24 protein-coding genes are annotated in these 23,586 nt (G+C 74.8%); 12 read left to right on the plus strand and 12 right to left on the minus strand.

The annotated features are described in order from the left end of the window. Positions 1 to 78: 78 nt before the first annotated feature. On the plus strand, positions 79 to 438 hold the full coding sequence (locus LWC35_RS21650; protein WP_232872007.1) for a hypothetical protein: 360 nt from the start codon (positions 79 to 81) through the stop codon (positions 436 to 438). Continuing rightward, positions 422 to 592 carry a hypothetical protein gene (locus LWC35_RS21655; protein ID WP_232872008.1) on the plus strand — a complete coding sequence of 57 codons (171 nt, stop codon included), beginning with the start codon at positions 422 to 424 and terminating at the stop codon, positions 590 to 592. The genes LWC35_RS21650 and LWC35_RS21655 overlap by 17 nt, the downstream gene beginning before the upstream one ends. A 27-nt stretch (positions 593 to 619) precedes the next feature. Here LWC35_RS21655 and LWC35_RS21660 read toward each other — a convergent pair whose 3' ends face one another. Then, positions 620 to 802 (minus strand): hypothetical protein, encoded by a 183-nt coding sequence (locus tag LWC35_RS21660; protein WP_232872009.1) that lies wholly within the window; start codon positions 800 to 802, stop codon positions 620 to 622. A 48-nt stretch (positions 803 to 850) separates the two neighbouring features. Next, positions 851 to 1,135 (minus strand): YggT family protein, encoded by a 285-nt coding sequence (locus LWC35_RS21665; RefSeq protein ID WP_232872010.1) that lies wholly within the window; start codon positions 1,133 to 1,135, stop codon positions 851 to 853. Between the two features lie 95 nt (positions 1,136 to 1,230). Between LWC35_RS21665 and LWC35_RS21670 the strand changes: the two genes are divergently transcribed. The 3 genes from LWC35_RS21670 to LWC35_RS21680 are packed head-to-tail and all read left to right on the plus strand — an operon-like array spanning position 1,231 to position 7,866. Further along, positions 1,231 to 2,733 carry a hypothetical protein gene (locus LWC35_RS21670; protein ID WP_232872011.1) on the plus strand — a complete coding sequence of 501 codons (1,503 nt, stop codon included), beginning with the start codon at positions 1,231 to 1,233 and terminating at the stop codon, positions 2,731 to 2,733. Positions 2,734 to 2,770: 37 nt separating this feature from the next. Then, positions 2,771 to 3,496: a hypothetical protein gene (locus LWC35_RS21675; protein WP_232872012.1), complete on the plus strand. Its 726-nt coding sequence runs from the start codon at positions 2,771 to 2,773 to the stop codon at positions 3,494 to 3,496. Beyond that, positions 3,493 to 7,866 (plus strand): coiled-coil domain-containing protein, encoded by a 4,374-nt coding sequence (locus tag LWC35_RS21680; RefSeq protein WP_232872013.1) that lies wholly within the window; start codon positions 3,493 to 3,495, stop codon positions 7,864 to 7,866. The genes LWC35_RS21675 and LWC35_RS21680 overlap by 4 nt, the downstream gene beginning before the upstream one ends. Before the next feature lie 71 nt (positions 7,867 to 7,937). Here LWC35_RS21680 and xylB read toward each other — a convergent pair whose 3' ends face one another. Then, the gene (gene xylB / locus LWC35_RS21685; protein WP_232872014.1) at positions 7,938 to 9,329 is read right to left on the minus strand and encodes a xylulokinase; all 1,392 of its coding nucleotides are present in this window, start codon (positions 9,327 to 9,329) and stop codon (positions 7,938 to 7,940) included. 52 nt (positions 9,330 to 9,381) lie between these two features. On the opposite strand from xylB, the gene LWC35_RS21690 reads away from it, so the two are divergent. Beyond that, the gene (locus LWC35_RS21690) at positions 9,382 to 10,152 is read left to right on the plus strand and encodes an NAD-dependent epimerase/dehydratase family protein (protein ID WP_232872015.1); all 771 of its coding nucleotides are present in this window, start codon (positions 9,382 to 9,384) and stop codon (positions 10,150 to 10,152) included. Between the two features lie 146 nt (positions 10,153 to 10,298). On the opposite strand, the gene LWC35_RS21695 is transcribed toward LWC35_RS21690, so the two are convergent. Both LWC35_RS21695 and LWC35_RS21700 read right to left on the minus strand, forming a co-directional pair. Further along, entirely contained in the window at positions 10,299 to 11,795 is a 1,497-nt protein-coding gene (locus tag LWC35_RS21695; RefSeq protein ID WP_372463078.1) for a deoxyguanosinetriphosphate triphosphohydrolase family protein, read from the minus strand. Positions 11,796 to 11,928: 133 nt separating this feature from the next. Continuing rightward, complete coding sequence (locus LWC35_RS21700; protein ID WP_232872016.1) at positions 11,929 to 13,383, minus strand: MFS transporter; 1,455 nt, start codon at positions 13,381 to 13,383, stop codon at positions 11,929 to 11,931. A 78-nt stretch (positions 13,384 to 13,461) separates the two neighbouring features. Here LWC35_RS21700 and LWC35_RS21705 point away from each other — a divergent pair, with 78 nt between their 5' ends. Then, positions 13,462 to 14,418 carry an Lrp/AsnC family transcriptional regulator gene (locus LWC35_RS21705; RefSeq protein ID WP_232872017.1) on the plus strand — a complete coding sequence of 319 codons (957 nt, stop codon included), beginning with the start codon at positions 13,462 to 13,464 and terminating at the stop codon, positions 14,416 to 14,418. 39 nt (positions 14,419 to 14,457) lie between these two features. Here LWC35_RS21705 and LWC35_RS21710 read toward each other — a convergent pair whose 3' ends face one another. Then, the gene (locus LWC35_RS21710; RefSeq protein ID WP_232872048.1) at positions 14,458 to 15,957 is read right to left on the minus strand and encodes a cytochrome P450; all 1,500 of its coding nucleotides are present in this window, start codon (positions 15,955 to 15,957) and stop codon (positions 14,458 to 14,460) included. A gap of 107 nt (positions 15,958 to 16,064) precedes the next feature. Between LWC35_RS21710 and LWC35_RS21715 the strand changes: the two genes are divergently transcribed. After that, complete coding sequence (locus tag LWC35_RS21715; RefSeq protein ID WP_232872018.1) at positions 16,065 to 16,643, plus strand: TetR/AcrR family transcriptional regulator; 579 nt, start codon at positions 16,065 to 16,067, stop codon at positions 16,641 to 16,643. 36 nt (positions 16,644 to 16,679) lie between these two features. Here LWC35_RS21715 and LWC35_RS21720 read toward each other — a convergent pair whose 3' ends face one another. The 5 genes from LWC35_RS21720 to LWC35_RS21740 all read right to left on the minus strand — a co-directional run bounded on the left by LWC35_RS21720 (position 16,680) and on the right by LWC35_RS21740 (position 20,170). Continuing rightward, positions 16,680 to 17,507: an ABC transporter permease gene (locus LWC35_RS21720; protein WP_232872019.1), complete on the minus strand. Its 828-nt coding sequence runs from the start codon at positions 17,505 to 17,507 to the stop codon at positions 16,680 to 16,682. Next, positions 17,467 to 18,306 (minus strand): ABC transporter ATP-binding protein, encoded by an 840-nt coding sequence (locus LWC35_RS21725; protein ID WP_232872020.1) that lies wholly within the window; start codon positions 18,304 to 18,306, stop codon positions 17,467 to 17,469. Before LWC35_RS21725 ends, LWC35_RS21720 begins: the two co-directional genes overlap by 41 nt. Further along, positions 18,303 to 18,899: a MarR family winged helix-turn-helix transcriptional regulator gene (locus tag LWC35_RS21730; RefSeq protein ID WP_232872021.1), complete on the minus strand. Its 597-nt coding sequence runs from the start codon at positions 18,897 to 18,899 to the stop codon at positions 18,303 to 18,305. The genes LWC35_RS21725 and LWC35_RS21730 overlap by 4 nt, the downstream gene beginning before the upstream one ends. 174 nt (positions 18,900 to 19,073) lie before the next feature. Then, a complete protein-coding gene (locus LWC35_RS21735; protein ID WP_232872022.1) occupies positions 19,074 to 19,814 on the minus strand; it encodes an SRPBCC family protein in 741 nt (246 codons plus the stop codon). Further along, complete coding sequence (locus LWC35_RS21740; protein WP_232872023.1) at positions 19,811 to 20,170, minus strand: ArsR/SmtB family transcription factor; 360 nt, start codon at positions 20,168 to 20,170, stop codon at positions 19,811 to 19,813. Before LWC35_RS21740 ends, LWC35_RS21735 begins: the two co-directional genes overlap by 4 nt. 81 nt (positions 20,171 to 20,251) lie before the next feature. On the opposite strand from LWC35_RS21740, the gene LWC35_RS21745 reads away from it, so the two are divergent. From LWC35_RS21745 to LWC35_RS21760, 4 genes are read left to right on the plus strand one after another with little or no spacing between them, the layout of a single operon-like run. Next, positions 20,252 to 20,446, plus strand: coding sequence for a hypothetical protein (locus LWC35_RS21745; protein ID WP_037050254.1), 195 nt, complete (start codon positions 20,252 to 20,254; stop codon positions 20,444 to 20,446). Between the two features lie 53 nt (positions 20,447 to 20,499). Continuing rightward, complete coding sequence (locus tag LWC35_RS21750) at positions 20,500 to 21,243, plus strand: SDR family NAD(P)-dependent oxidoreductase (RefSeq protein WP_232872024.1); 744 nt, start codon at positions 20,500 to 20,502, stop codon at positions 21,241 to 21,243. Continuing rightward, on the plus strand, positions 21,240 to 21,926 hold the full coding sequence (locus LWC35_RS21755) for a TetR/AcrR family transcriptional regulator (RefSeq protein ID WP_232872025.1): 687 nt from the start codon (positions 21,240 to 21,242) through the stop codon (positions 21,924 to 21,926). Before LWC35_RS21750 ends, LWC35_RS21755 begins: the two co-directional genes overlap by 4 nt. Continuing rightward, positions 21,923 to 22,972, plus strand: a complete 1,050-nt coding sequence (locus tag LWC35_RS21760; protein WP_232872026.1) for a phosphotransferase family protein — start codon at positions 21,923 to 21,925, stop codon at positions 22,970 to 22,972. The genes LWC35_RS21755 and LWC35_RS21760 overlap by 4 nt, the downstream gene beginning before the upstream one ends. A 106-nt stretch (positions 22,973 to 23,078) precedes the next feature. Here the strand turns inward: LWC35_RS21760 and LWC35_RS21765 are convergent, their stop codons facing one another. Further along, positions 23,079 to 23,585 (minus strand): gamma carbonic anhydrase family protein, encoded by a 507-nt coding sequence (locus tag LWC35_RS21765; RefSeq protein WP_232872027.1) that lies wholly within the window; start codon positions 23,583 to 23,585, stop codon positions 23,079 to 23,081. Position 23,586: the final 1 nt, after the last annotated feature.

Below are 23,586 nucleotides of genomic sequence, written 5' to 3' on the forward strand. Positions count from 1 at the left end.
GGGGGTCGCGCCGACCTCGGGGCGGCGCGCCGGCGGCTTCGCCGGTTTCGTCGGTGGGGCCCGCTACCGTCCGCGTCGATGGGTGCGACGTGGGCGAGCTTCCTGGGCGGGCTCCTCGGCGCGCTGCTCGGCGCCGTGGCCAACATCCTGGTCGGCGAGGGCAAGCGGCGCCGGGAGGAGGACACCGCGCTGCTGGGCTGGTGCAGCCAGGTCTACGACTGGGTCGTCGAGGGGAAGGTCGCCCCGGAGGCCGCCCGCCACATGCTGGAGGAGCGGCGGATCGTGGGGCACTGGTACGCCTTCAACCGGCGGTACGCGAAGCGCGTCGACGCTATCCTGGACGAGCTCGACCGGGCCTTCGCGCCGCCGGAACCCACCGGTGCCGCCCGCGAGGAGTTCGTGCTCGACACGGAGGACGACGATGAGCGACCAGGCTGACGAACCCGTGGTCACCGAGGTGACGGCACGCCAGGTCCGCGCGGCCCGGTTCCGGGTCGTGCGGGACTCCGTCCAGGGCCGGGTCACCCCCGAACGCATCCGCCGGCTCGCCCGGGTGCTGCTGCCGGGGGAGGACTCGCCGCAGACCGGCTGAGCTCTTCAGCGGCCCACGACCCGGGGCTCAGCCCTCGCCGTCGGCGTCGGCCACGTCCGGGCTGTCGCCACGCGGGTCCTGCGTGCCCCCGTCGGGGCGGTCCTCCGGCGGCGCCGTCATCGTCGGCTCCGCGTCCTGGTCGACCGGGTCGTCGGGCAGGGCGGGCTCGTCCTCGGCCCTGCTGTGCTCGGGGTTCTGGGGGTCGGTCATGCCCGCGGCTACCCGGGTGGGGGTGGGGTATGCGGGCGGCCCGCCCGATCAGAAGGGGATCAGCGGGACGAGGGTGGTGCGCAGGATCAGCACGCCGACGAAGACGATGATGAAGGCCAGGTCCAGGCTGATGCCGCCGAGGTTCACCGGCTTCACCACCCGGCGGACCGGCGCGATCACGGGCTCGGTGATCCCGTGGGTCACGCGGCGGGCCTGGTAGAGGGCGGCGCCGCCGCTGCCGGGGGAGAGCACCCCGATCCAGTCGACGACCACCCGCGCGAGCAGGACCAGCTGGAACAGCACCAGCAACAGCCCGAGGAGGGAGGCGATCACGGCGGTCTCCTTTCCGGTTCCTCTTCGAGTGTCCCGATCGCAGGTGAGAGGGGCCTGAGAGTTTTCTGTCGGTAGGCCCTTCTAAGGTCGTGACCATGACGGCCGCCGCCTCCGTGGTGTCGCCCGCGGCGGACGCGACCGCCCGGGCGCGGTGGCGCGCGCTCGCGCTCACGGACCCGATCGCGCGGCTGGTGCGCAACGCGGCGCACGCCGGGATCGACGACGAGCTGTTCGACCTCCGCCAGCTCGCCCTCGCCGCCGTGGACCTCGTCGTCGGGTCGATGGGGTTCGCGCGGGAGGCGACCCTGGAGGAGGTCGCGGAGGACCTGACCGCACTGGCGGCCCGGATGCGGCCGGACCGCGCGCACCAGGCGCGGGACGTCGCGCAGGTGGTGCTGAAGGGCCTGCTCAACGAGGCGCACGAGCACCGCCGCTTCACCTACTGGTTCGCCGACCTGTCCGGCGAGCGGGTGGAGCGCGAGCCCTACAGCTTCCGGTTGCTCTCGTTGCGCGAGGCGGAGTACGGGCCGGTGCTGGTGGCGTCGGACCAGGCCATCACGCTCTTCCTGCACGGTCTCGACGTCGACCTGGAGGACGCGGACCGCGCGCTGGCGCACGTCCTGCAGCGCCAGCTCGACGACCGCCGCTTCGACGCCGCCGTGCGCACCGCCGCGCAGGCCGAGCGCACGTCGGTCGGCATCGCCGCGACGCTGTCCGAGCTGCTCGACGCGACCCGCCGGGACGTGGGGAGCCACGACTGGCTGGTCGACGTGCCGGAGCGGCTCGCGATCGCCCGCCGGCACGTGGAGGAGCGCATCGGCGAGGACGACCGGTTCCTCGAGCACGTGCAGAGCGGGCTCGACGCCGAGACCAGCGGCGACGTGCGGGCGGCGTCCGGGCGGATCGTGGACCTGCTCGGGCGGGTCCGTCAGGTCCACCTCGACCTGGAACGGCGGCTGGTGGGCGCCCGCGAGGTCTTCCTCGCCGCGCAGGTCCGGCAGCGGCTGGCGAAGCGCCGCCGGTTGCGGATGCTCGCGCTGGGGGAGGACGTGCTGCGGCCCGCCCTCGTCCTGCCGCGCGAGCAGGCGGTCGAGGTCACCACGGCCTTCGCCGACCGCTCGCTCGGGGTCAGCGTGCCCCGGCTCGTCCGGTTCGACGACCTGCTCGACCAGCTGTGGGCGCCGCCGCGCCAGCGCGAGGCCGTCGAGCCGGTGACCGAGGAGGCCGGGCTCGACGAGGCCGCGGAGGAGGACGTGCAGCGGTACCCCGCCGCCGTCGTCGAGGCGGCGCGCGAGGTGCTCGACGGCGCCCGCGTCGAGCCGGCCCGGTTGTCGGACCTGCTCGACGGGTGCGGATCGGACGAGGTGGCCGAGCTGGTCCTGCTGTCGGCGTTGTGGGCCTTCGCCCCCGACCCGGTGGCGGACGAGGAGGAGCCCGACGGTTCGGTCGAGCTGGCGGCCGGCCTCGCGGCGGAGGACGACGGGACCCGCCTGGACCATCGCCTCGCGCGCGGCCGGGACCTGCTGCTCCGCGCCGCCGCGCCGGAGGAGGGCGGACCCGGGGTCGAGGAGGACGAACTGGAGCTGGTGGCGCCGTGAGGGACCCGTCCGAGCGGCACTCCGAGCGGGGCGAGGCATGAGCAATTCCGTCGCGGCCGACCTGACCGAGGTCAGGGCGGCGGCCGAGCTGGTGGCCTTCGGTCTGCAGCGCCGTGCCCGGCCGGTCGAGGGCAGCGACTACCGCGCCCTGCTGGACCGGTACCGGTCCGAGCTGCGGTTCCGGGACGTCGTCGACACCATGGCCGAGGGGCTCGGTCTCGAGGTGCTGGGCACCCCGCGGTCGGGGATCGTGCTCGCGCCCGAGCCCGGCGGCGCGTTCGCCACCCGGCTCGCCGACCTGCGCACCATGGACCAGGCGGAACGGCTGGTGTTCGGCCTGGTCCTGCTCGGGATCGCGGCCTACGCCTACCCGCAGGACGTCGACTTCGACGACCCGGAGACCAAGCTGGTCGACGTCGTGAAGGTCGACGAGTTCCTCCGCTCGGCGATCGACACGCTGCAGGGCCAGGAGGGCGGCGAGGGCACGCCGGAGGAGCGTGCCCGGGCGGCCGCCGAGGTCTACGCCGACATGCCGCAGCTGATCACCACGCAGACGGGCCGCCGTGCCCGGGGCTGCACGCTGAAGGTGATCGAGGACGCGCTGGGCTGGCTCGTCGACCAGGGCGCGGCCCGCGAGGCGACCTCGCTGGGCCCGGACGTCTACCACCTCACCGACCGCTTCCGGCTCCTCGTCGCCGACTCGGCCGGCGGTGCGGCCCTCGACGCACTGCGCGAGCTGCGTGCGGTGGGAGGAGCGGCGTGACGGCCCCGGTCATGTGGAAGATGAGCCGGGTCCGGCTGGACCGGGTGGGGCCGACGGCGGCGCGCTTCCTCGACGTCACCCTGGACTTCACGGACGAGCGGGACGGGCACCCCCTCGACTCGATCCTCTGGCTGCGCAACGGCGGCGGGAAGTCCACCGTGCTCTCGCTGATCTGCGCGCTGATCCGCCCCCGCCGCCGGGACTTCCTGGCCACCGCCGCCACCGGCAAGCACCTCGAGGACTACGTGCTGGGCGCCGACACCGCCCACGTCGTCGTCGAGTGGTCCGGCCCGGACGGGCGCTGCCTGGTCACGGGCGCGGTGCACGAGTGGGCCGACCGGGCCCAGCCGGCCGACCCGAACCGGGACCACGACCGGCTCACCTCACGCTGGTACCTGTTCCGGCCGCAGCCCGGGCGGGCGGAGCTCGACCTGCTGCCGTTCGAGATCGACGGTCGGCCGGCCACCCAGAAGGACTTCCTCGCCGCGCTGCGCACGTGGGACGCGGTCCCGCAGGCGGGCGTCGCGATCACGGACGGGCAGGACCGCTGGGCCCGGCTCCTCGACGAGCACGGTCTCGACCCGGCCCTCTTCACCGCACTGCTGCAGATGAACGCCACCGAGGGCGGCATCGAGGGCCAGTTCCAGTTCCGCAACGCGGACCAGTTCGTGCGGTACCTGCTGGAGCTGATCGTCGACCCCGAGGTGCCCGGACAGGTGTCGGCGATCCTCGAGCGGGTCCGGTCGGGGTTGGCCGAGCGGCCCGAGCTGCTCGCCGACCTGGCGTTCGCCTCGGAGGCCGTGCCGCTGCTCCGCGCGCTCGCCGAGGGCCGCACGGCACTCGCCGAGGCCGAGGAGGCCGAGCGCGCGGTGCAGGAGCGGGCCGCCGGCCTGGCGGGCGCGATCGCGGCCGGGGTGCGCCGGGCCCGGCAGGAGGAGGCCGCGTCCTCCGACCGGCAGGAGGAGCTGTCCGCGCAGGTCACGGAGCTGCGCGGGCTGGCGGCCGCGGCCGAGGAGCGGGAGGCGGCCCTGCGTGCCCTCGCGGCGCGCCACCGGCTCGACGCGGCCCGGACCGAGCTGGCGGAGGCGCAGGCCGGCCAGGAGCGGGCGCGGGCGGCGCTCGCCGCCTGGCGCGGGGTCGTCGACGTGCTCCGGCTCCGCGAGGCCCGGGCGCGGGTGCGGTCGCTGGAGGAGCAGCTCGCGGCGATCGAGGAGGACGCGGAACCGTTGCGGCGCAAGCTCGCCGAGGCCGCTGCGCGGTACGCCCGGAGTCTTGACGAGACGCTCGTGGAACAGGCCGAGCAGGCCGCGGAGCTCGACGACCGGCTGTCGTCGGCGCGCGCGGCGGCGGAGGCGGCGCGGGAGCGCGCCCGATCCGCGACGAGCATCCAGGGACGGCTCTCCGGCGAGCTCGCGGCCCTGCGCACCCGGCTCGCGGAGCTCGACGCCGGTATCGCGGTGGCGCGCGGGCAGGGGCACCTCGGGCCGGAGGAGGAGGTCGCGGCGGCCGTCGAGCGACACCGGGCGGCCGACGCCGAGGCCGCCGCCGAGCTGGAGCGGCTGCTGGAGGAGCGGGCCGGGCTCCGGGAACGGCGGGACGAGCTGCGGGCGGCGGCGGACTCGCTCGCGACCGCGCGGCGCGCCCTCCTCGAGCGGCACCGCACGGCGGCCGAGCGCGCCGCCGGCCTGCGGAGCCGGGTGGCCGAGCTGGCCGCCGACGACCGGTTGCGCGCGCTGACCGGCGGCGACGAGGTGGACCCGGTCGCCGAGGCGGGGGACCTCGAGGACCTGCTCACCGCGGCACTCGCGCGCACCGACCGGCACCGGGTGGAGCTGGCCGTCGAGGGGGCGGAGGACGAGCGGGCACTCGAGGCCCTGGCGGCGTCCGGGCTGCTCCCGCCGACGCTGGACCTCACCCGGGCGCAGGAGGCCGTGGAGGCCGCCGGGATCGCCGTCGCCACGGGGTGGCGGTACCTGGCCGACTCGGTCCCGCAGCGGGAGCACGCGGCCGTGCTGCGCGCGGCACCGGCGCTGGCGTCCGGACTGCTGGTGCACGCGGAGGCGGACCTGCCGGCGGCGCGGCAGGCGCTCGCCGAGGCCGGGATCCGGCCGACCACGGCCCTCGTCCTCGCCACGACCGCTGCTCTCGATGCCGTCGTGCAGGGTGGTGCCGCGGAGCAGTTCGAGCTGGTCACCCCCGCCGCGGCGCTCACCGACCCGGCCGCCGCCGGGGCCGAGACCGCTGCCCGTGAACGGACGAGGGCCGACCGGGCCGGCCGGGACGCCGCGCTGGTCGCCGACCGGGAACGCGACGACGACCTGCGCCGCAGCGTCCGCGCGCTGCGCGCCGACTGCCCGCCCGGCACCCTGGCGTCGCTCGACGGCGAGGTCACGGGGGCCGCCGAGGAGCTCGCCCGGGTCGACGAGGACGCCGCGCGGGTCGCGGCCGACTTCGCCGCCGTCGACGAGCGGGAGCAGGACTGCGAACGCCGGCGCGAGGCCGCGGAGGCGACCCGGCGGGCAGCCGGGGTCGCCGCGGCCGTGCTCGACGGGCTGGCCGAGCGGCTGGCCGCCGCCGGCGAGTCCCGCGCGCGGGCCCAGGCGCTGCCGGCCGAGATCGAGGCCGCACACGCGGAGGTCGAGCAGGCCGGGTCGGCGGAGGAGACGGCCCGGCGGCAGGCACGGGAGGCCGAGGAGCTGGCCGCGGCGGTGCGCCGCAGCACGGCGACACTGCGGGAGGCCCGGGACGGGCTCGACGTGCCGGCCGGCGACCTCGAGACGGCCGAGGCGCTGTCCCTGACCGAGGCCCGGCGGGCCTGGGAGAGCGCCGAACGCGCCTACGCGCGGGAGGTCTCCGACTCCGCGCTGGTCGCGGCGGTCGTCGAGGCGCGGCGGGCCGTCGAGGTCCCCGCGCAGCAGGTGGGTGCCCTGCCCGCGGCCGTGCGCGAGGCCGCGGCGGCCCTGGCCGACGGTCCCGAGGCCGTCGATGCCGAGGCCCGTGCCGCGGCGACGGCGCGGGCCGAGCAGACGGCGCAGGCCGCGGACGAGGCCGTGGGCTCCGCCCGGTCCGCGGTGGGGCTCGCCGAGGCCGAGCTGGCGCGGCTCCCGGCCGGCGGAGACCTCCCCGATCCGCCGCCGGCCGATGCCGCCGAGGCGCTCGCCCTCGCGGCCGAGGCCGCGGAGGAGCACGCCGCGCACCGGGCGGCCACCGAGCGCGCCCGGACCGAGCACGAGAAGGTCGGCGGGCTGCGGACCGAGGCGCGGGAGCGGGCGTCGGAGCTGGGCCATCAGGCGCAGCTGCTCGGCGTCGAGCCTCCGCCGGAGGAGACCGCCGGCGTGGACGCGGACGGGATCGCCGTCGAGGAGGCCGCTGCCGAGGTGACCGCCGTCCGCGACCGCCTCGACGCGGCGGGTGCAGCGGTCCGGCGCGGCCGCGGCGCCGTCGAGAAGGTGGCGCGGGAGATCGTCCTCTGGTCCGCCGCGGACCGGTTCTCGGCGGTCAAGCCGGCGGTGCGGGACCGCTTCCGGGTCACCGACGTGGCCGGCGAGCTGGGTCCGGAGGCGGAGCACCTCGCCGGGGAGCTGGAGACCTACGCCGCGAACCTGCGGGGCCGGCTGGAGGAGCTCGAGGAGCACAAGTCGGTCGTCGTCACGGCCATGACCGGCATGGTGCGCCAGGCCCTCAAGTCGCTGGCCCGCGCGCAGTCGCTGTCCGAGCTGCCGGAGAACCTCGGGCCGTGGGCCGGGCACCGGTTCCTCGACGTCGGGCCGCGGTCGGCCGTCGAGACCGCCGACGTGGTGGTGCGGGACCGCTGCGCCCGGCTCGTCGACCTGCTCACCTCGCGGGGCGCGGAGGTCCCGCGCGGCCAGGAGCTGTTGTGGCAGGCCACGAACGCGGTGGTGGGCGACGGCAACTGGAAGGCACGGGTGCTCAAGCCGTCGACCACGCTCGCGCTGGAGCGGGTGCCGGTGGAACGGATGCGGAAGTGGTCCGGCGGTGAGAAGGTCACCATCTCGCTGCTGCTGTTCTGCATGGTCGCGAAGCTGCGGGCCACCAGCCGGGGCCGGGACCTGCCGGGCCTGGGTGCGCTGCCGCTCGACAACCCGCTCGGCAAGGCCAACTACGTGGTCTTCCTCGACCTGCAGCGCAAGGTCGCCGCCGCCAACGGCGTGCAGCTGATCTTCCTGACGGGCGTGGGGGACATGAAGGCGGTCGGCCGCTTCCCCAACATCATCCGGCTGCGCAACACGGCGAACCGGGGCCGGGAGTACGTGCGGGTCGCGGACCGCACGCAGGCGGGGGAGGACCCGGCGGGCGCGATCGACACGACCCGCCTCCACCGCGACGATCCGGTCCTCACCCTGCTGTAGCCCCCGAGATCCGCATCCCGGCAGGGGAACGTTCGAAAGCGGACGCTTCCCCTGCCGGACCGCCATCACGGTCAGCGCGGGAGGTACTTCTCCGCCGCCTCGCGGTAACGGTCCTCGAGGCCCGCGGTGAGCGCGGCCTCGTAGCGCTCGGGTGTGCCGCCGGCCTCCCAGGCAGGCGGCTCGGAACCGCCGGCGAGCACCCAGGCGGCCTGGCGGGCGGCGCCGTCGGCCACGTACTCGCCGGGTTCGGGCACCACGACCGGGACGCCGAAGACGCCGGGGGCGATGCGGCGCACCGCCTCGGACCGCGCGGCGCCGCCGATCAGCATGATCTCGTGCGCGTGCACCCCCACCGCGGCCAGCGCGTCGACCCCCGCCTTCTGTCCCGACAGCATGCCCTCGATCGCGGCGCGGGCGAGGTTCGCGGGGGTGGCGTTGGCCAGTGTCATGCCGTGGATCGCGCCGGTGGAGTGCGGCAGGTTCGGCGTGCGCTCGCCCTCCAGGTACGGCACGAGCGTGAGGCCCTCGGCGCCGGGCGGAGCGGAGAGGGCGAGCCGGGACAGCTCGGCGTGGTCGACGCCGAGCAGCCGCGCCGCGGCGTCGAGCACCCGGGCCGCGTTGAGCGTGACCACCAGCGGCAGGAAGGCGCCGGTGGCGTCGGCGAACCCGGCGATGGTGCCGGTCGGGTCGCTGCCCTGCCGTTCGCCCCGCGCCGACACCACACCCGAGGTCCCGAGCGAGACCACGACGTCGTCGCCTGCCCCGAGCCCGAGTGCGGCGCCCGCGTTGTCCCCGGCGCCGGGACCGAGCCGGAGACCCGGGCCCTCGACGGACTCGGTGGGGCCGAGAACCCGGGGGAGGACGACGTCGTCGCGGCCCAGCCCGAGCCGCAGCAGGTCGCGGCGGTACTCGCCGGAGGAGGCGTCGAAGTAGCCGGTGCCGGAGGCGTCGGACCGGTCGGTGACCAGCGCGTCGAGCGCGCCGTTCCCGGCCAGCTGCCAGGTCAGCCAGTCGTGCGGGAGACAGACGGCGGCGGTGCGGGCCGCGTTGGCGGGTTCGTTCTCCGCGAGCCAGCGCAGCTTCGTCACGGTGATCGAGGCGACCGGGACCGTACCGGTGGCGTCCGCCCAGGCCTGCGCACCCAGCTCCTCGACGAGTGCGGTCGCGGCGGGGGCCGAGCGGGTGTCGTTCCACAACAGCGCGGGGCGGACGACCTCGCCCGTCTCGTCGAGGCACACCATGCCGTGCTGCTGCCCGGCGACGCTCACGGCCGCGACGTCGGCGAGACCACCGGCCTCGTCGAGGGCCTGCTGCAGCGCCGCCCACCAGTGCTTGGGATCGACCTCCGTCCCGTCGGGGTGCGCGGCCCGGCCGGAGCGGACCAGCTCCCCGGACTCCGCGTCCCGGACGACGACCTTGCAGGACTGCGTCGACGAGTCGACGCCGGCGACGAGCTCACCCATGCCGACCACCCTGCCGTGCGCGACCCCTCGTGCGCGAGGGCAGGATCGCGGCGTGCAACGAGTTCTGATCACGGGAGCCGCCGGACGGATCGGGCGGATGCTGCGCGCGCGGATGCCGCGCCCGGGCCGGGAGCTGCGGCTGCTCGACCGCGAGGGGATCGACGAGCTCGGCGCGCTCACCGCCGACGTCGCCGACCTCGCCGCGATGGTGGCCGCGTGCGAGGGCGTCGACGCGATCGTCCACCTCGGCGGGATCTCGGGCGAGGCGGACTGGGCCTCGATCCGCGACGCGAACATCGAGGGCACGTACGCCGTCTTCGAGGCCGCACGGCAGACCGGGGTGCGGCGGGTCGTCTACGCCTCCAGCAACCACGCCGTCGGGTTCGTCCACCAGCCCGACGACCCGGATCTCGAGATGCCCGACGACCTGGGCCCCCGCCCGGACTCCTACTACGGCGTGAGCAAGGTGGTGGGCGAGGCGCTCGGCAGCCTGTACCACGACCGGTACGGCCTCGACGTCGTCTGCCTGCGGATCGGCACCTGCGCCGCCGAGCCCCACGACCTGCGTGGACTCTCCACCTGGCTCTCGCCCGACGACTGCGCCCGCCTGGTCGAGGCCGCGCTCACGACGCCGTCACCGGGCTTCCGGACGGTCTGGGGCGTCTCGGCCAATACCCGTCGGGTGTGGTCGCTCGAGGGCGGTGCCGCGATCGGCTACGAGCCGCGAGACGACGCCGAGGTGTTCGCCGACCGGATCGGTCCCGGTGACCCGGCGAAGGACGAGGTCGGCCGGAGGTACGTCGGCGGGCCGTTCACGCTCTGACCTCCCGGGATGTGCGACTCGGACGCCCGGAACTGCCGACTCGGGGTGCAGGAACTGCCGACTCGCGGTGCAGGAACTGCCGACTCGCGGTGCAGGAACTCGCGACTCGCGGTGCAGGAACTGCCGACTCGCGGATACCGGCGGGGTCAGAGGGCCATGGCGTCGGTCCAGAGGCGGGCGGAGCGGCCGGTGAGGACGTCGAGCAGGGCGCCGGCCTGGGCGTCCGTGAGGGAGGCGACGTAGTCGATCACCGCCCGGCCGCGGGCGAGGTCGCCGACCTGCGCGGCTTTGACCACGCCCTCCTCCGCGAGCGCCGCGTACTCGCCGCGGGCCAGCTCGACGAGGTCGTGCAGTCGCGGCGGGAGGCCGGGGGCGTCCGGCGAGCGGCCGTCGGCCAGCCAGTCGTGCAGGGCGCCGACCAGCCCGGTGACGACGGTGGCCTGGCCGCGCTGGTGCGAGGCCAGGTCCGCGCGGCGCAGCACGAACTGCTGGTGCACGAACTTCAGCACGGCCACCTCGTGCCACTGCGCCTCGCCGAGCGCCACGTGCGCCGCGCGGACGGGCGGCTCCTCCAGCACCCGGATGCCGCCGACGAGCCGCGAGGTCCAGCGCGCGGAGAACTCGGCGACGGCCCGTTCGGCGGCCATGGACCCGTCGAAGGGCACGGCGAGCAGGCCGTCGACCAGCTCGGCCCGCACCCGGGCGACGGCGGCGGCGAAGGCGTCGTCGGAGTAGACCCAGTCGTCGCGCTCGGCGAGCCGGCGGCGCAGCCGCTCCAGGGCAGCACCGGGCCCCGCCGTCGGGCCGGGCTCGACGGACCGCTCCCAGCTGCGCAGCTCGGCGGCCACGCCGGCCTGCTGGAGCACGCCGACCCGGTGGAAGTCCTCGACGTCGTGGATGGCGTAGGCGATGTCGTCGGCGGTGTCCATCACCGCGGCCTCGACCGTCTGCTGCCAGGGCGCCACCGGGAACGGCGCCCGCGCGGCCTGCAGCTCGCCCAGCTCGGTCACGTAGGCGGAGAACTTCGCCGAGCCGGAGTCGGGGACACCGGGCAGCGGGCCGCCGCCGCGGGGCGGCAGCTCGGCCTCGCTCGGGTGCGGGTCCGGGTACCCGCGGCGCGCCCACGGGTACTTGAGGACGGCGGCGCGCACCGCCGCCGTCAGGCCCAGTCCCGTGCGCCCGGGGCCGTGCAGGTCGATCGTGGTGAGGATCCGGAAGCTCTGGGCGTTGCCCTCGAAGCCGTCGGCCAGCCCGAGGCGCTCCCGGGCCAGGCGGTCGAGGACCTGCTCGCCGAGGTGCCCGAAGGGCGGGTGGCCCAGGTCGTGCGCCAGCGCGGCGGCCTCGACGACGTCCGGGTCGCAGCCGCCGAGCTTCTCGAGCACCGGCCCGGACTCCTCGCCGAGCCGCTCGGCGATCGCCCGGGCGACCTGCGCGACCTGCAACGAGTGCGTGAGCCGGTTGTGGAGCAGCAGCCCGGCGCCGTTGGGGCTCACGACCTGTGTGACGCCGGCGAGCCGCGCGAAGAACGGCGACGCGGCGATCCGGTCGCGGTCCACGCGGAACGGCGAGCCCGCCAGCCCCGCACCCGTCTCCGCCGCGCCGGCCGCGCGCTCCTCCCGGCCCTCGGTCATGCGCAGGGTCATGCGCAGCAGGCTATCCGCGCATCCCCGCGCGCGCCGGGCTGCACAACTCCCCAGCGGGGCGCTGCCCAGCGCAGTATGGATCCATAACGTGTCGGGGAGGGGCGTCTCATCGCGTTGTGGAGCCATACTCCGATCAGGCCCGGATCGGGACCGCGGTCTGCGGCGCGTGGGCCCGTGCGGTGGGGCGGACGAGCAACAGCACCAGCAGCCCCCCGACGACCCCGGCCGCCCCGGCGAGCAGAGAACCGGCGTGCAGCCCGGCCGCGACGGCCGCGTGCACCTCACCGGTCCCCGGCGCCTGCCCCGCGACGACCGCCTCGACCAGCCCCGGGTCGGAGACGTGCCCCTCGACGGTGTTCCGGAAGACCAGCCCGAGCACCGCGACGCCGAGCGCGTACCCGAGCTGCCGCGCGGTGTTGAGCGTCCCGGCGACCATCCCGCCGAGCTGCGGCGGGGCCGCGGACAGGGCGGCGGCGGTGAGCGTGGGGATCGCCAGCCCCACCCCGACCCCGACGACGGCGAGCCCGGGCAGCAGCGCGAGCGCACCCGACTCCGCGCCCACCATCGACTGCAGGCCGGAGCCGACGCCGACCAGCACCAGACCGATGCCCACGGTCCAGCGCGGCGAGACGCCCTGGAGTGCCCGGCCGGCGATGGCCGACACCAGGAACGAACACACCGCCATCGGCAGCAGCGCCACGCCCGCGGCGACCGGCGAGAGCCCGAGCACGCCCTGCAGCCACACGGAGATGTACGCGAGCATCGAGAAGGCCGCGGCCATCAGGACCAGCCCGGCGGTGATCGTCGCGGAGAAGGAGGCGGACCGGAAGAGCCGCAGCTCCAGCAGGGGGTGCTCGACCTTCCGCTCGATGCCCAGGAAGATCGCGATCGCGACGGCGGCGAGCACGAGGAAGGCGACGGTGCCTGCGGCGGTCCAGCCGTCGTCGCCCGCCCGGATCAGGCCGTAGGTGAGCGCGCCGGCGAAGACGGTGAAGGCGAGGATGCCGGGCACGTCGAGCCGCACGCCGGGCCGCCGGGTCTCGACGCAGACGGCGAGGGTCAGGGCGATCGTCAGCACCGTCACCGGCAGGTTGACCAGGAAGATCCACCGCCAGCCCGCGTGTTGGGTGAGCAGCCCGCCGACCAGCGGGCCGAGCGCGGAGCCCGCCCCGTTGGTCGCACCCCAGACGCCGAACGCGACGCCGCGGTCGCGGCCGGAGTAGGTGGCGTTGAGCAGGGCGGTGGTGGTCGCGAACATCAGGGCCGCACCGATGCCCTGCAGGCCGCGGGCCGTGATCAGCACCGTCGCGGTGGGAGCCAGGCCGCAGGCCAGCGAGCCGAGCGCGAACAGGACCAGGCCGGCGACGTAGGCCCGGCGCCGGCCGACGATGTCGGCCGTCGACCCCGCGCCCAGCAGCAGGGCGGCCAGAACGAGGGCGTAGACGTCCAGGACCCACTGCAGGCTGGTGAACGACGCCCGCAGGTCCGCCGCCATGTCGGGCAGCGCGACCGTCACGATCGTGACGTCGAGCAGCAGCATGAAGGAACCGAGACAGATGGCCACGAGCGGCCACCAACGAGAAGGCATGCGACGAGGATCCGGACTGCGTGCGTGGATACGCACTCAGATCTGCGAGGATGCAGAAATCCGACACGGGAGGTCGTAGTGACGCCGGAACTCGACGCACTGGACCGCAGGATCATGCACGCGCTCAACCTCGACGGGCGGGTGTCGTTCGCCCGGGTCGGCGAGGTGCTGGGCGTGTCGGACCGGACCGTCGCCAGACGCTGGGCGCGGATGCGCGAGGCGGACCGGGTGCGGCTGGTCGGCGCCGTCGGCGGGGCGGGTCTGGGCGGCGCCCAGTGGATCATCCGGATGCGGTGCCGGCCCGGCAGTGCGGAGGAGGTGGCGCACGCGCTGGCCCGCCGCGAGGACACCCGCTGGGTGCAGCTGCTCTCCGGCGGCACCGAGATCAGCGCGAGCGTGCAGTCCTGGTCGGCCGAGGAGCGCGACGAGCTGATCCTGCAACGGCTGCAGCGCACCGCCCAGATCCAGACGGTGACCGCGCACAGCGTCCTGCACGTCTTCGGCGGCGGCCCGGACGTCTTCCACGCCGTGGACGTGCTGGAACCCGACGAGATCGCCGCCCTGCGCCCGGTGTTCCGGACCGAGGCCGCTGCCGGGATCACCGACGCGGACCGGCCGTTGCTGCGGGTGCTGCGCCGCGACGGGCGGGCGCCCTACGCCGAGCTCGCGGCGGCGACGGGCTGGTCGGAGTCCACCGTGGCCCGCCGGATCGAGGCGCTGCGGGCCGCCGACCTGCTGTTCTTCGACTTCGACGTCGACGACCGGCTGCTCGGCTTCCACGCCCACACCCGGATGTGGCTGACCGTGCCGCCCGCGCACCTGCTCGAGGCGGGCCGGGCGATCGCGGCGCACCCCGAGGTGGCCTTCTGTGCGGCCACCACCGGCCGGGCCAACCTCACCGCGTCCGTGGTGTGCCGGGACGAGGCCGACCTCTTCCGCTACCTCACCGAGCGGGTCGGGGCGCTGCCGAACATCGGCGAGGTCGAGACCGGTCCGATCATGCGGACGGTCAAGCGGGCCGGCGCCTACCCCTGAGCGGTGGGCGGTGCTGGATCGCCCCCGGCGCGCAGGTCGTCACAAGCGCCGGAACCGCACGGGGATCCCGCCGACGGGCACGGGCAGCGAGGTGTTGTCCCAGCGCATCCGGTAGCCGGGCTCGATCTCCCAGCGGTGGGTCCGCAGCATCTCGTGCAGGATCGCCGTGACCTCGTAGGTGCCGAAGTGCAGGCCGATGCACTTGTGCACGCCGCCGCCGAACGGGACCCAGGCGTCGCGGTCGGAGCGGTCCTCACGACGGCCCTCGGAGAAGCGGTCGGGGTCGAAGGTCTCCGGGTCGGTCCAGCACGCCGGGTCGTAGTGGTTCACGCCCTGCGCGACCACGACCCGGGTGCCCTTCGGCACGTGGTGGCCGGCGACCGCGGTGTCCTTGACCGCCGTGCGCATCACGACCGGGACCGGGGCGTCCATCCGGAGCGCCTCCTTGATCACGAGGTCGAGGGTGGTCAGCGACTTCAGGGCGGCGACGTCCGGCGGGTTGTCGCCCAGGGCGAGCGACTCGGCGCGGGCCTTCTCCTGCCACTCGGGGTTGCGGGCGAGGTGGTACGCGGCCGACGCCGTGGCGATGGTCGACGTGTCGTGCGCGGCCATCATCAGGAAGATCATGTGGTTGACGACGTCGTCGTCGGAGAACCGCTCGCCCTCCGGCGTCACGACGTGGCACAGCGCGGTGAACAGGTCGTCGCCCGTCCCCGCGCGCTTGGCCGGCAGCGCGTCGCGGAACCACTTCTCCAGCACCGCCCGCCCGCGCAGGCCCTTCTGCCAGCGCGAACCCGGGACGGGGTAGCGCACGAACGCGTTGGCCGCCCGCACGCAGTCGACGAACGCCCGGTTGATCTCGTCGGCGTCAAGGGTCGGCTCCGCAAGCTCGGCCTCCGCCTCCGGCCCGCTGCGGGCGTCCATGAACACCCGGGTGGCGATGTCGAGCGTCATCTTCTTGAGGGTCGGGTAGAGCCGCAGCGAACCCTCCCAGCTCGGCACGACGTCCCGGATCACGGGCACGGCCTGGTCGACGTAGGCCTTGATGCGGTCGGCGGTGAACGCCTCCTGCATGATCCGCCGGTGCGCGCGGTGCTCGTCGAAGTCCATGAGCATGAGCCCGCGGTGGAAGAACCTGTCGACGAGGACCCGCCAGCCCTCCTGGGAGAAGGCCTTGTCCCGGTTGGTCAGCACCTCGCGGGTGGCGGCCGCCCCGCCGACGACGACCGCACGGCCGTTCGGGGTGCGCATCCACCAGACGGGCCCGTAGTGCGCGCTGCGGCGGCGGTTGAGGTCGGTGCCGAAGCGGACGTAGCCGAGCGCGTGCCCGAGCAGCGGGAGCCCCTCGTCGCCGGGCACCGGGCGCAGGCCCTCCGGCGCGGGGGAGAGCGGGGAGCCGACGCCCCCGGCCGAGCGCTCGAGCAGGGCGCGGTCGACCTGCGCGGGCAGCGGCAGGGTGAGTACGGAGGAGTACCGCTCGCGGGCGTGGCGCGGGAGGGACCCGATCCCCGCACCGATCCGTCGCACCTGCTCGATCACCGTCACGTGAGTCTCCCTCGACCTCGGCTGTGCCGCCGACGTTAGACACTGTGACACGATGTGTCCACATGGTTGACGGATTCGGCGGATGCGTCCAGGCTGGTGCGATGGAACCGAGGTCGATGGCCCAGCGGGCCCGCGTCGGACTGCGCGACGACGCGCTCGACGTCGCCGAGGAGCTCGTCGTCGACCGGGGGTTCCGGGCCTTCTCGATGCGGGACCTGGCCACCCGGGTGGGCGTGAGCCGGCAGACGCTCTACAACGAGTTCGGTGACCGCCGGGGTGTGGCGTCGGCGCTGGTCCTGCGCTCCACCGAACGGTTCCTCGACGAGATCGAGCAGGCCCTGGCCGGGGAGGCGGACCTGCACGCGGCCTGGGTCGCGGCGGTGCGCGGGGCGCTGGCGCGCGCGGAGGACAACCCGTTGCTCAAGACGCTGTTGACCGGCGAGGACGGCACCCCGGAGCTGTTCGGCACGGACAGCGAGCCGATCGTGGCGGCGGCGCGGGAGCGGGCCGCGGGGTACCTCCGGCGCCGCCGGCCCGACCTCGACGCCGACGTCGTCGGGCTCGCCGCCGAGACCGCCGCCCGGCTCACGGTGAGCCACATCGTGCTCCCGCTGGCCCCCGCCGACGTGATCGCCGAGCAGGTCGCCACGGTGGTGGTGCGGATCTGCCGTGCGCCGTGAGCGGTGCTCCGGCACCACCTCCCGCGCGCGGGCGCGTCAGCGCGTGAGGCGGGGGAGCAGGGAGCTGGCGATCGTGATCATCACGGCGGCGGCGAGGACGAGCACGCCGAAGCAGAGTCCCAGCCGCGCCGGCGCGCCGATCAGCAGACCGCGCAGGGCCTCCACCTCGTAGGACAGCGGGTTGACGTGGTTGACCCACTGCAGCCACGTCGGCATGAGCTCCACCGGGTAGAGCGCGTTCGAGGCGAAGAACAGCGGCATGGTGATCGCCTGCCCGATGCCCATCAGCCGGTCGCGGGACAGCACCAGCCCCGCGATCGTGATCGACAGGCAGCAGAAGAAGGCCGAGCCGAGCATCAGCGCCACGACCACACCCAGCAGTTTCAGCGGGTTCGCCGTGAGCGACACCCCCAGGACCAGTGCCAGCAGCAGCACGACGACGGCCTGGGCCACCGCCCGCACCCCGGCCGCGAACGCCTTCGCCGCGACCAGGGCGACCCGTGGCGTCGGGGTCACGAGGAGCTTGGCCAGCACGCCGGCGTCGCGCTCCCAGATGATCTGGATGCCGTAGAAGATCGCGATGAACAGTGCCGACTGGGCCAGGATCCCCGGGGCGAGGAAGTCCAGGTACGGGATGTTCCCGGTCGGGATCGCGTGGATGTTGGTGAAGACCTGGCCGAAGATGATCAGCCACAGCGCGGGCTGCACCGCGCGCGTGACGAGCTCGGTGCGGTCGTGGCGGAGCTTCTGCAGCTCCACCAGGCACATCGTGGCGATGCGGGACAGGGCGGTGCGGAGCAGGGCGACCGGCCCCGGCTCGGTGTCAACCCAGGCGGCCGGCGGTGCGGCGAGCGGCGCGGACATCGCGGATCCCTCCCTTGTCGTTGTCGAGGGTGTCGCCGGTGTGGTGGCGGAAGACGTCGTCGAGCGTGGCCGCGCCCCCGTCCCGCCCGGCCCCGATCGCGCCCTTGAGCTCCTCGGGGGTGCCCAGGGCCCGGACCCGGCCGCGGTGCATCAGCGCGATGCGCTCGCAGTGCTCGTCCGCCTCCTGCATGGCGTGCGTGGTGACCAGCACGGTCATCCCGGTCTCGGCGCGGGTCCGGGTGATCCGCTCCCACACGCCGTCCCGGGCAACGGGGTCGAGCCCGACGGTCGGCTCGTCGAGGACGAGCAGCTGCGGCGCGCTCACCAGCGCCTGGGCCAGTTCCAGGCGGCGCACCATGCCGCCGGAGTAGGTCTTGACGGGGCGGTCCGCGGCCTCGACGAGGTCCATCGCCTCGAGCACGCCCTCGACCTGCACCTTCCGGGCGCGGCGCGGGACGTCGAAGAGCCGGGCGAACAGCATGACATTCTCCCGTCCGGTCAGCGTGCCGTCGGCGGAGAGCTGCTGCGGGACGTACCCGATCAGCCGCCGGACCTGGGTCTTCTGTCGGGCGACGTCGCGGCCCAGGACCGTGACCGTGCCGGGCGGGGCGGGCAGCAGTGTGGTGATCGAGCGGATCGTGGTGGTCTTGCCGGCACCGTTGGGGCCGAGCAGGCCGAAGACCTCGCCGCGCCGGACCTCGAGGTCGAGACCGTCGACCGCGACGGTGTCGCCGAAGGCCTGGCGCAGCCCGGTGCAGCGGACGGCCGGTGCAGCGGTGCTGTCGGAGGAGCTGGTCACGGGGCCTCTCCTGCGGACGGTCGTGCGGGCCGGACGGGTGCGGACGCGAGCGGGGTGGCCGGCTCCGGGGTGGGCCGAACGGTGGCGGCCGGTTCCGGGGTGGCCGGTTCCGGGGTGGGCGGAGGCGGGGCGGCCGGTTCCGGGACGGGCGGCTCCTCGAGGGCGGCGAGGAGCCGCTCCAGGGCGGGGAGCGCGGCGGTGATCGCGGTCCGCTCGCCGGTGTCGAGCCGGGCGAACGCGTCGTCGAGGAGTTCGCGGCGTGCGGCGCGGCGCCGCGCGAGGCGGTCCACGGCCCCGGGCGTGAGGAAGAGCCGGACGGCGCGGCGGTCGGCGGGGTCGGCCTCGCGGCGCAGCAACCCGTCGTCGACGAGCTGGTTGACCAGTGTGCTCACCGAGTTGCCGGCGAGGTAGAGGGCACGCGCGGCCGCGGCCACCCCGATCCCGGGCTCGGCTTCGACCTGCTGCAGCAGCTCGGCCTGCGCCCCGCGCAACGGCGGCCGCCCGAACCTCGCGCGCAGCCGGCGGCGGAGCACGCGCCGCATCCCCACGACGAGGCGCAGGACGTCGTCGGAGGTGGAGGTGGGTGCGCTCATGCGGCCGACGATAGCTCGTACTCAGAGCTGTTAGCAACGCACAAGAACCCGCACGATCCGCACCATGGAGCCTCGAGAGGGCCAGCCAGCGTTATGGATCCATAACGCTCGGATGGGCCGCCCTGGCCAGCGTCATGGATCCATAACGCCTGGAGAGGGGCGCGCCGGTGAGCGTCATGGAGCCACGGCGTCCGGGCTGGGACGGGTGGAGGCGAGGGTCGTCGCGATCTCCTGCACCTTCGCCCGCAGCTCGGCGGCGGCCTCGGCGGGCGGGACGTCGAACGGGCCGGTCGCCACCGCGACCAGGCGCGCGCCGTGCCCCGTGCCCTCGACCAGCTCCCACTGCACCGCGCCGCCGGACAGCGCGGCCGGTCCCAGCAGCGGGCGGGCGACGTCGGCGGGGGCGGTGAGCTGCCGCTCGACCCGGACCGTGTCGCCCTCGATCTCCGGGGCGTCCAGCGCGAACTCCCGGACGTACTCCTCGTGCCGCGCGGTCATGTCGACGGTCGGTGCGGGGTCGGTGCCCGCCAGCAGCTGCGACAACCCCTCGACGCAGGCGGACCAGCCCGTCGCGAAGCTCGCGGCGCCGTAGCGGTCGGTGAAGGCGTGGTGCAGGACCAGCAGCGACCCGCCGTCGGCCGGGTGGACCTCCCAGCGCAGGTGGTCCGAGTCGCCCCAGCTGAAGGCGAACAGCCGGGGCGGGTCCAGGTCGGTGACCACGCCGCGGGAGTCGCCGTCGTCGAACAGGATCTCCCCGCCCTCGCGCAGGTCGAGGCGCACGGTCGACGGGAACCAGCGCTCGAGGTGCTCCGGCGTGGTCAGGGCGCGCCACACCTTCTCCGGCGGGTGGGGGAGGGGTCGCTCCAGGCGGAGCACGGTGCGGCCGTCGCGCAGGGTGAGGCTGTCGGGGGTCACGATGTCTCCTCGGCAGGGTCGGGGTCGGAATCGGGGTCGGGGTCGGGGTCGGGGTCGGGCATCCGGTCGAGCTCCCGTTCGAGGGCGTCGATCCGCCGGTCCCAGAAGCGGCGGTAGGGGGCGAGCCAGGCGTCGAGCTCGGCGAGCGGCTCGGCCCGCAGCGCGTACCGGCGCCGTTGCGCCTCCGGCTGCACCTCGACCAGGCCGGCCTCGCGCAGCACCCGCAGGTGCTTCGACGTGCCCGGTTGGCTGAGGCCCAGCTCGGCGCCGATCTCCCCGACCAGGCGCGGGCGTTCCCGCAGGAGATCGAGGATCCGGCGCCGGGTGGGTTCGGCGAGGACGGCGAACGGCAGCACTCCCGCAAGATACCCCGACAGTTATATAACTGACAAGGCATGCACAAGCGTGATCGGCCCGGACCTGCCACGCTCACCCCCATGAGCGAGCAGCAATGGTTCTTCTGCCTCAAGCACCACACCGTGGAGGGCCCGGAGGGCTGCCGGGCCGCGGACCGCCTGGGCCCGTACCCGGACAAGGAGACGGCCGCGCGAGCCCTCGAGATCGCCCGCGAGCGGACCGAGCAGGCCGACCGCGAGGACGAGGAATGGCGCGAACGGGGCTCCACGCGCTGATCACCGGCTAGGCTCTCCGTTCGGTGATGCAGGCGCATGAACGGAGGATGCCGATGGACAGCAAGGTCGCTGTCGTGACCGGGGGCAGCCGGGGCATGGGACGCGAGATCTGCCGGGATCTCGCGGGCCGCGGCCACCGGGTGGTCGTGGCCAGCCGCAAGGCCGAGGCCTGCGAGGCCCTCGCCGCGGAGCTGCACGAGGAGTTCGGGGTGTCGGCCCTCGGGATCGCCTGCCACGTGGGCCGCTGGGCGGACTGCGACGCACTGATGGACCGCGTGCTCGAGGAGTTCGGCCGGATCGACGTCCTCGTGAACAACGCGGGCATGTCGCCGCTGTACCCCTCGCTCGGTGAGGTGGGCGAGGACCTGTTCGACAAGGTGATCGGGGTGAACCTCAAGGGCCCGTTCCGGCTCGCGGTGCGGGCGGGCGAGGCGATGCAGAAGGGTGAGGGCGGGCAGATCGTCAACGTCAGCAGCATCGCCGCCGTCCAGCCGCAGCCCGGGGAGCTGCCCTACGCCACCGCGAAGGCGGGGCTCAACGCGCTGACCCTCGGCCTGGCGCGCGCCTTCGGGCCCACCGTGCGGGTCAACGGCGTCATGCCGGGGATGTTCCGCACGGACATCAGCAAGGCGTGGGACGACGAGATGTTCGCCAAGGGGGAGACCGCGGCGCTGGGCCGGATCGGTGAGGCGGAGGAGATCGTCGGGGCCGTGCGGTACCTGACCGGCGCCGACTCCAGCTTCACCACCGGCGCGATCCTCAAGGTCGACGGCGGTATGGCCTGGGCGCCGGCATGACCGACACGGACACGAGGACCGACGGCAGGACCGATACACGGACCCGCCTGCTCGACGCCGCCGAGGCGCTCTTCGCCGAGCGGGGCAGCGAGTCGGTGTCGCTGCGCGAGATCGGCCGCGCCGCCGGGGCACGCAACGTGATCGCCGCGCAGTACTGGTTCACCGACCGGGACGGCCTGCTCAAGGCGCTGATCGAGCGGCACCGGCCCGAGATCGAGGCGGCCCGGCACGCCCTGCTCGACGAGTACGAGGCCGCCCTGGCCGCGGGCACCGCCGGCGACGCCGACGCCCGCCTCGCCGCGCTCGCCGGCGCCCTCGTCCGGCCGAGCGCGGTGAAGCTGGACCAGGGCGCGAGCGGCGCCGGTTACCTGCGCACCGTGGCCGACCTGCTGACCCGACCCGAACCGCAGACCGAACCGCTCGGCTACGACGTCGAGGGCGGCAGCATCCTGCGCTGGCGCGCCCTGCTGGAGCCGCTGCTCGACCCCGACGCCGTGGTCCTGCACCGGCGCTTCCACGTGATCCGGTTCGTCGACGTCGAGCTGGCCCAGCGCGCCCGCGCCCCCGGCCGGCGCGACCACCGGCTGTTCGTGAGCCAGCTCGTCGACTCCGCCGCCGGGCTGCTCGGCGCCCGGACCTCGGAGGAGACCCGGCGGCTGCGCGCGGAGCGGAACGAGCGATGAGCCCCGTCGACACCGTCGACCTCGACCGGCTGGCGGACTGGCTGCGCACCCAGGGCATCGAGGGCCGGATCGGGGAGGTCACACCGCTGGCGGGCGGGACCCAGAACGTCGTGCTGCGGATCGAGCTCGACGGCCGGCCGGTGGTGCTGCGCCGCCCGCCCGAGCACCCGCGGCCGACGAGCGACCGCACGATCGCGCGGGAGATCACCGTGCTGCGCGGCCTCGCCGGCACCGGGGTCCCGCACCCGCGCCTGGTCGCCGGCTGCGACGACACCTCCGTGCTCGGCGTCGTCTTCTACCTCATGGAGCTGATCGACGGCGTCAACCCCGGCGAGGAGGTCACGCCCGAGCAGCGCGCCGACCCGGCGCTGCGGCACGGGCAGGGCCTGGCCATGGCGCGGGCGCTGTCCCGGCTCGGGGCGCTCGATCCCACCGCGCAGGGCCTGGACGTGCTGCGCAAGCCTGGCAGCTTCCTGGAGAAGCAGGTCCCGCAGTGGCTGCGCCACCTCGAGGGCTACCGCGAGTTCCCGGACTGGGAGCCCGGCGGGCTGCCGGACGTCGAGCTGGTCGCCCGGTGGCTGGAGGAGCACCGGCCCGCCGACGCGCCGCCCGGCGTGATGCACGGCGACTTCCACCTCAACAACGTGCTGCTCGCGCGCACCGAGCCCGAGGTGGCGGCGATCGTCGACTGGGAGATGTGCACGGTCGGCGATCCGCTGCTGGACCTGGGCTGGCTGATGGTGACCTGGCCGCAGGAGCCCACCGCGATGGACGTCGGGGGGCCGCTGGCGCAGCTCGGCGGCCTGCCCACCCGCAAGGAACTGGTCTCGGCCTACGCCGAGGCCGGGGGCCGCGAGCCGGTGCACGTCGACTGGTACACCGCGCTCGCCGGGTTCAAGCTCGGGATCGTCCTGGAGGGGACGTGGGCGCGGGCCGGCGCGGGCAAGGCGCCCCAGGAGATCGGGCAGCGCCTGCACGACCACGCCGTCGGCCTGCTCACCCTCGCCGGCCGGGTCGCCCGGGGGGAGTGGTCGGTACTCGACTGACTCGCGTTATGGAACCATAACGCGATTTCCAGGCCCGTTTGAACGCGTTATGGAACCATAATGCGAATTCTGAGGGCGTTTGAGCGCGTTATGGTTCCATAACGCATCAGGTGGCGGCGCGGTGGACGCCGGCGAGGTGGACGTAGGCGGCGGCGTTGAGGGCGATGCCCTTGCGCTCCTCCTCGCCCGTGTCCTTGCGCACCTTGCCCGGCACGCCCGCGACCAGCGAGTTCGGCGGGATCTCCACGCCCTGGGTGATCACCGCGCCGGCCGCGACGATCGTGCCGGAGCCGATGCGGGCGCCGTTGAGCACCACGGCGCCCATGCCGACCAGCACGTCGTCCTCGACGGTGCAGCCGTGCAGCACCGCCCGGTGCCCCACGCTGACCCCGGACCCGATCGTGACGGGGAACCCGGGGTCGGCGTGCACGACGGTGCCGTCCTGGATGTTGGAGCGGGCGCCGACGGTGATCGAGTCCATGTCGCCGCGCAGCACGCACGTGTACCAGACGCTCGCCTCGGCCTCGAGCCGCACGCGCCCGGCCAGCACGGCACCCGGCGCGACCCACGCCTGCGGGTCCACCGACGGCCTCGATCCCTCGATCGTGATCATC

It is taken from the genome of Pseudonocardia kujensis, from assembly GCF_021283305.1.
Taxonomy (GTDB): Bacteria; Actinomycetota; Actinomycetes; order Mycobacteriales; family Pseudonocardiaceae; genus Pseudonocardia; species Pseudonocardia kujensis.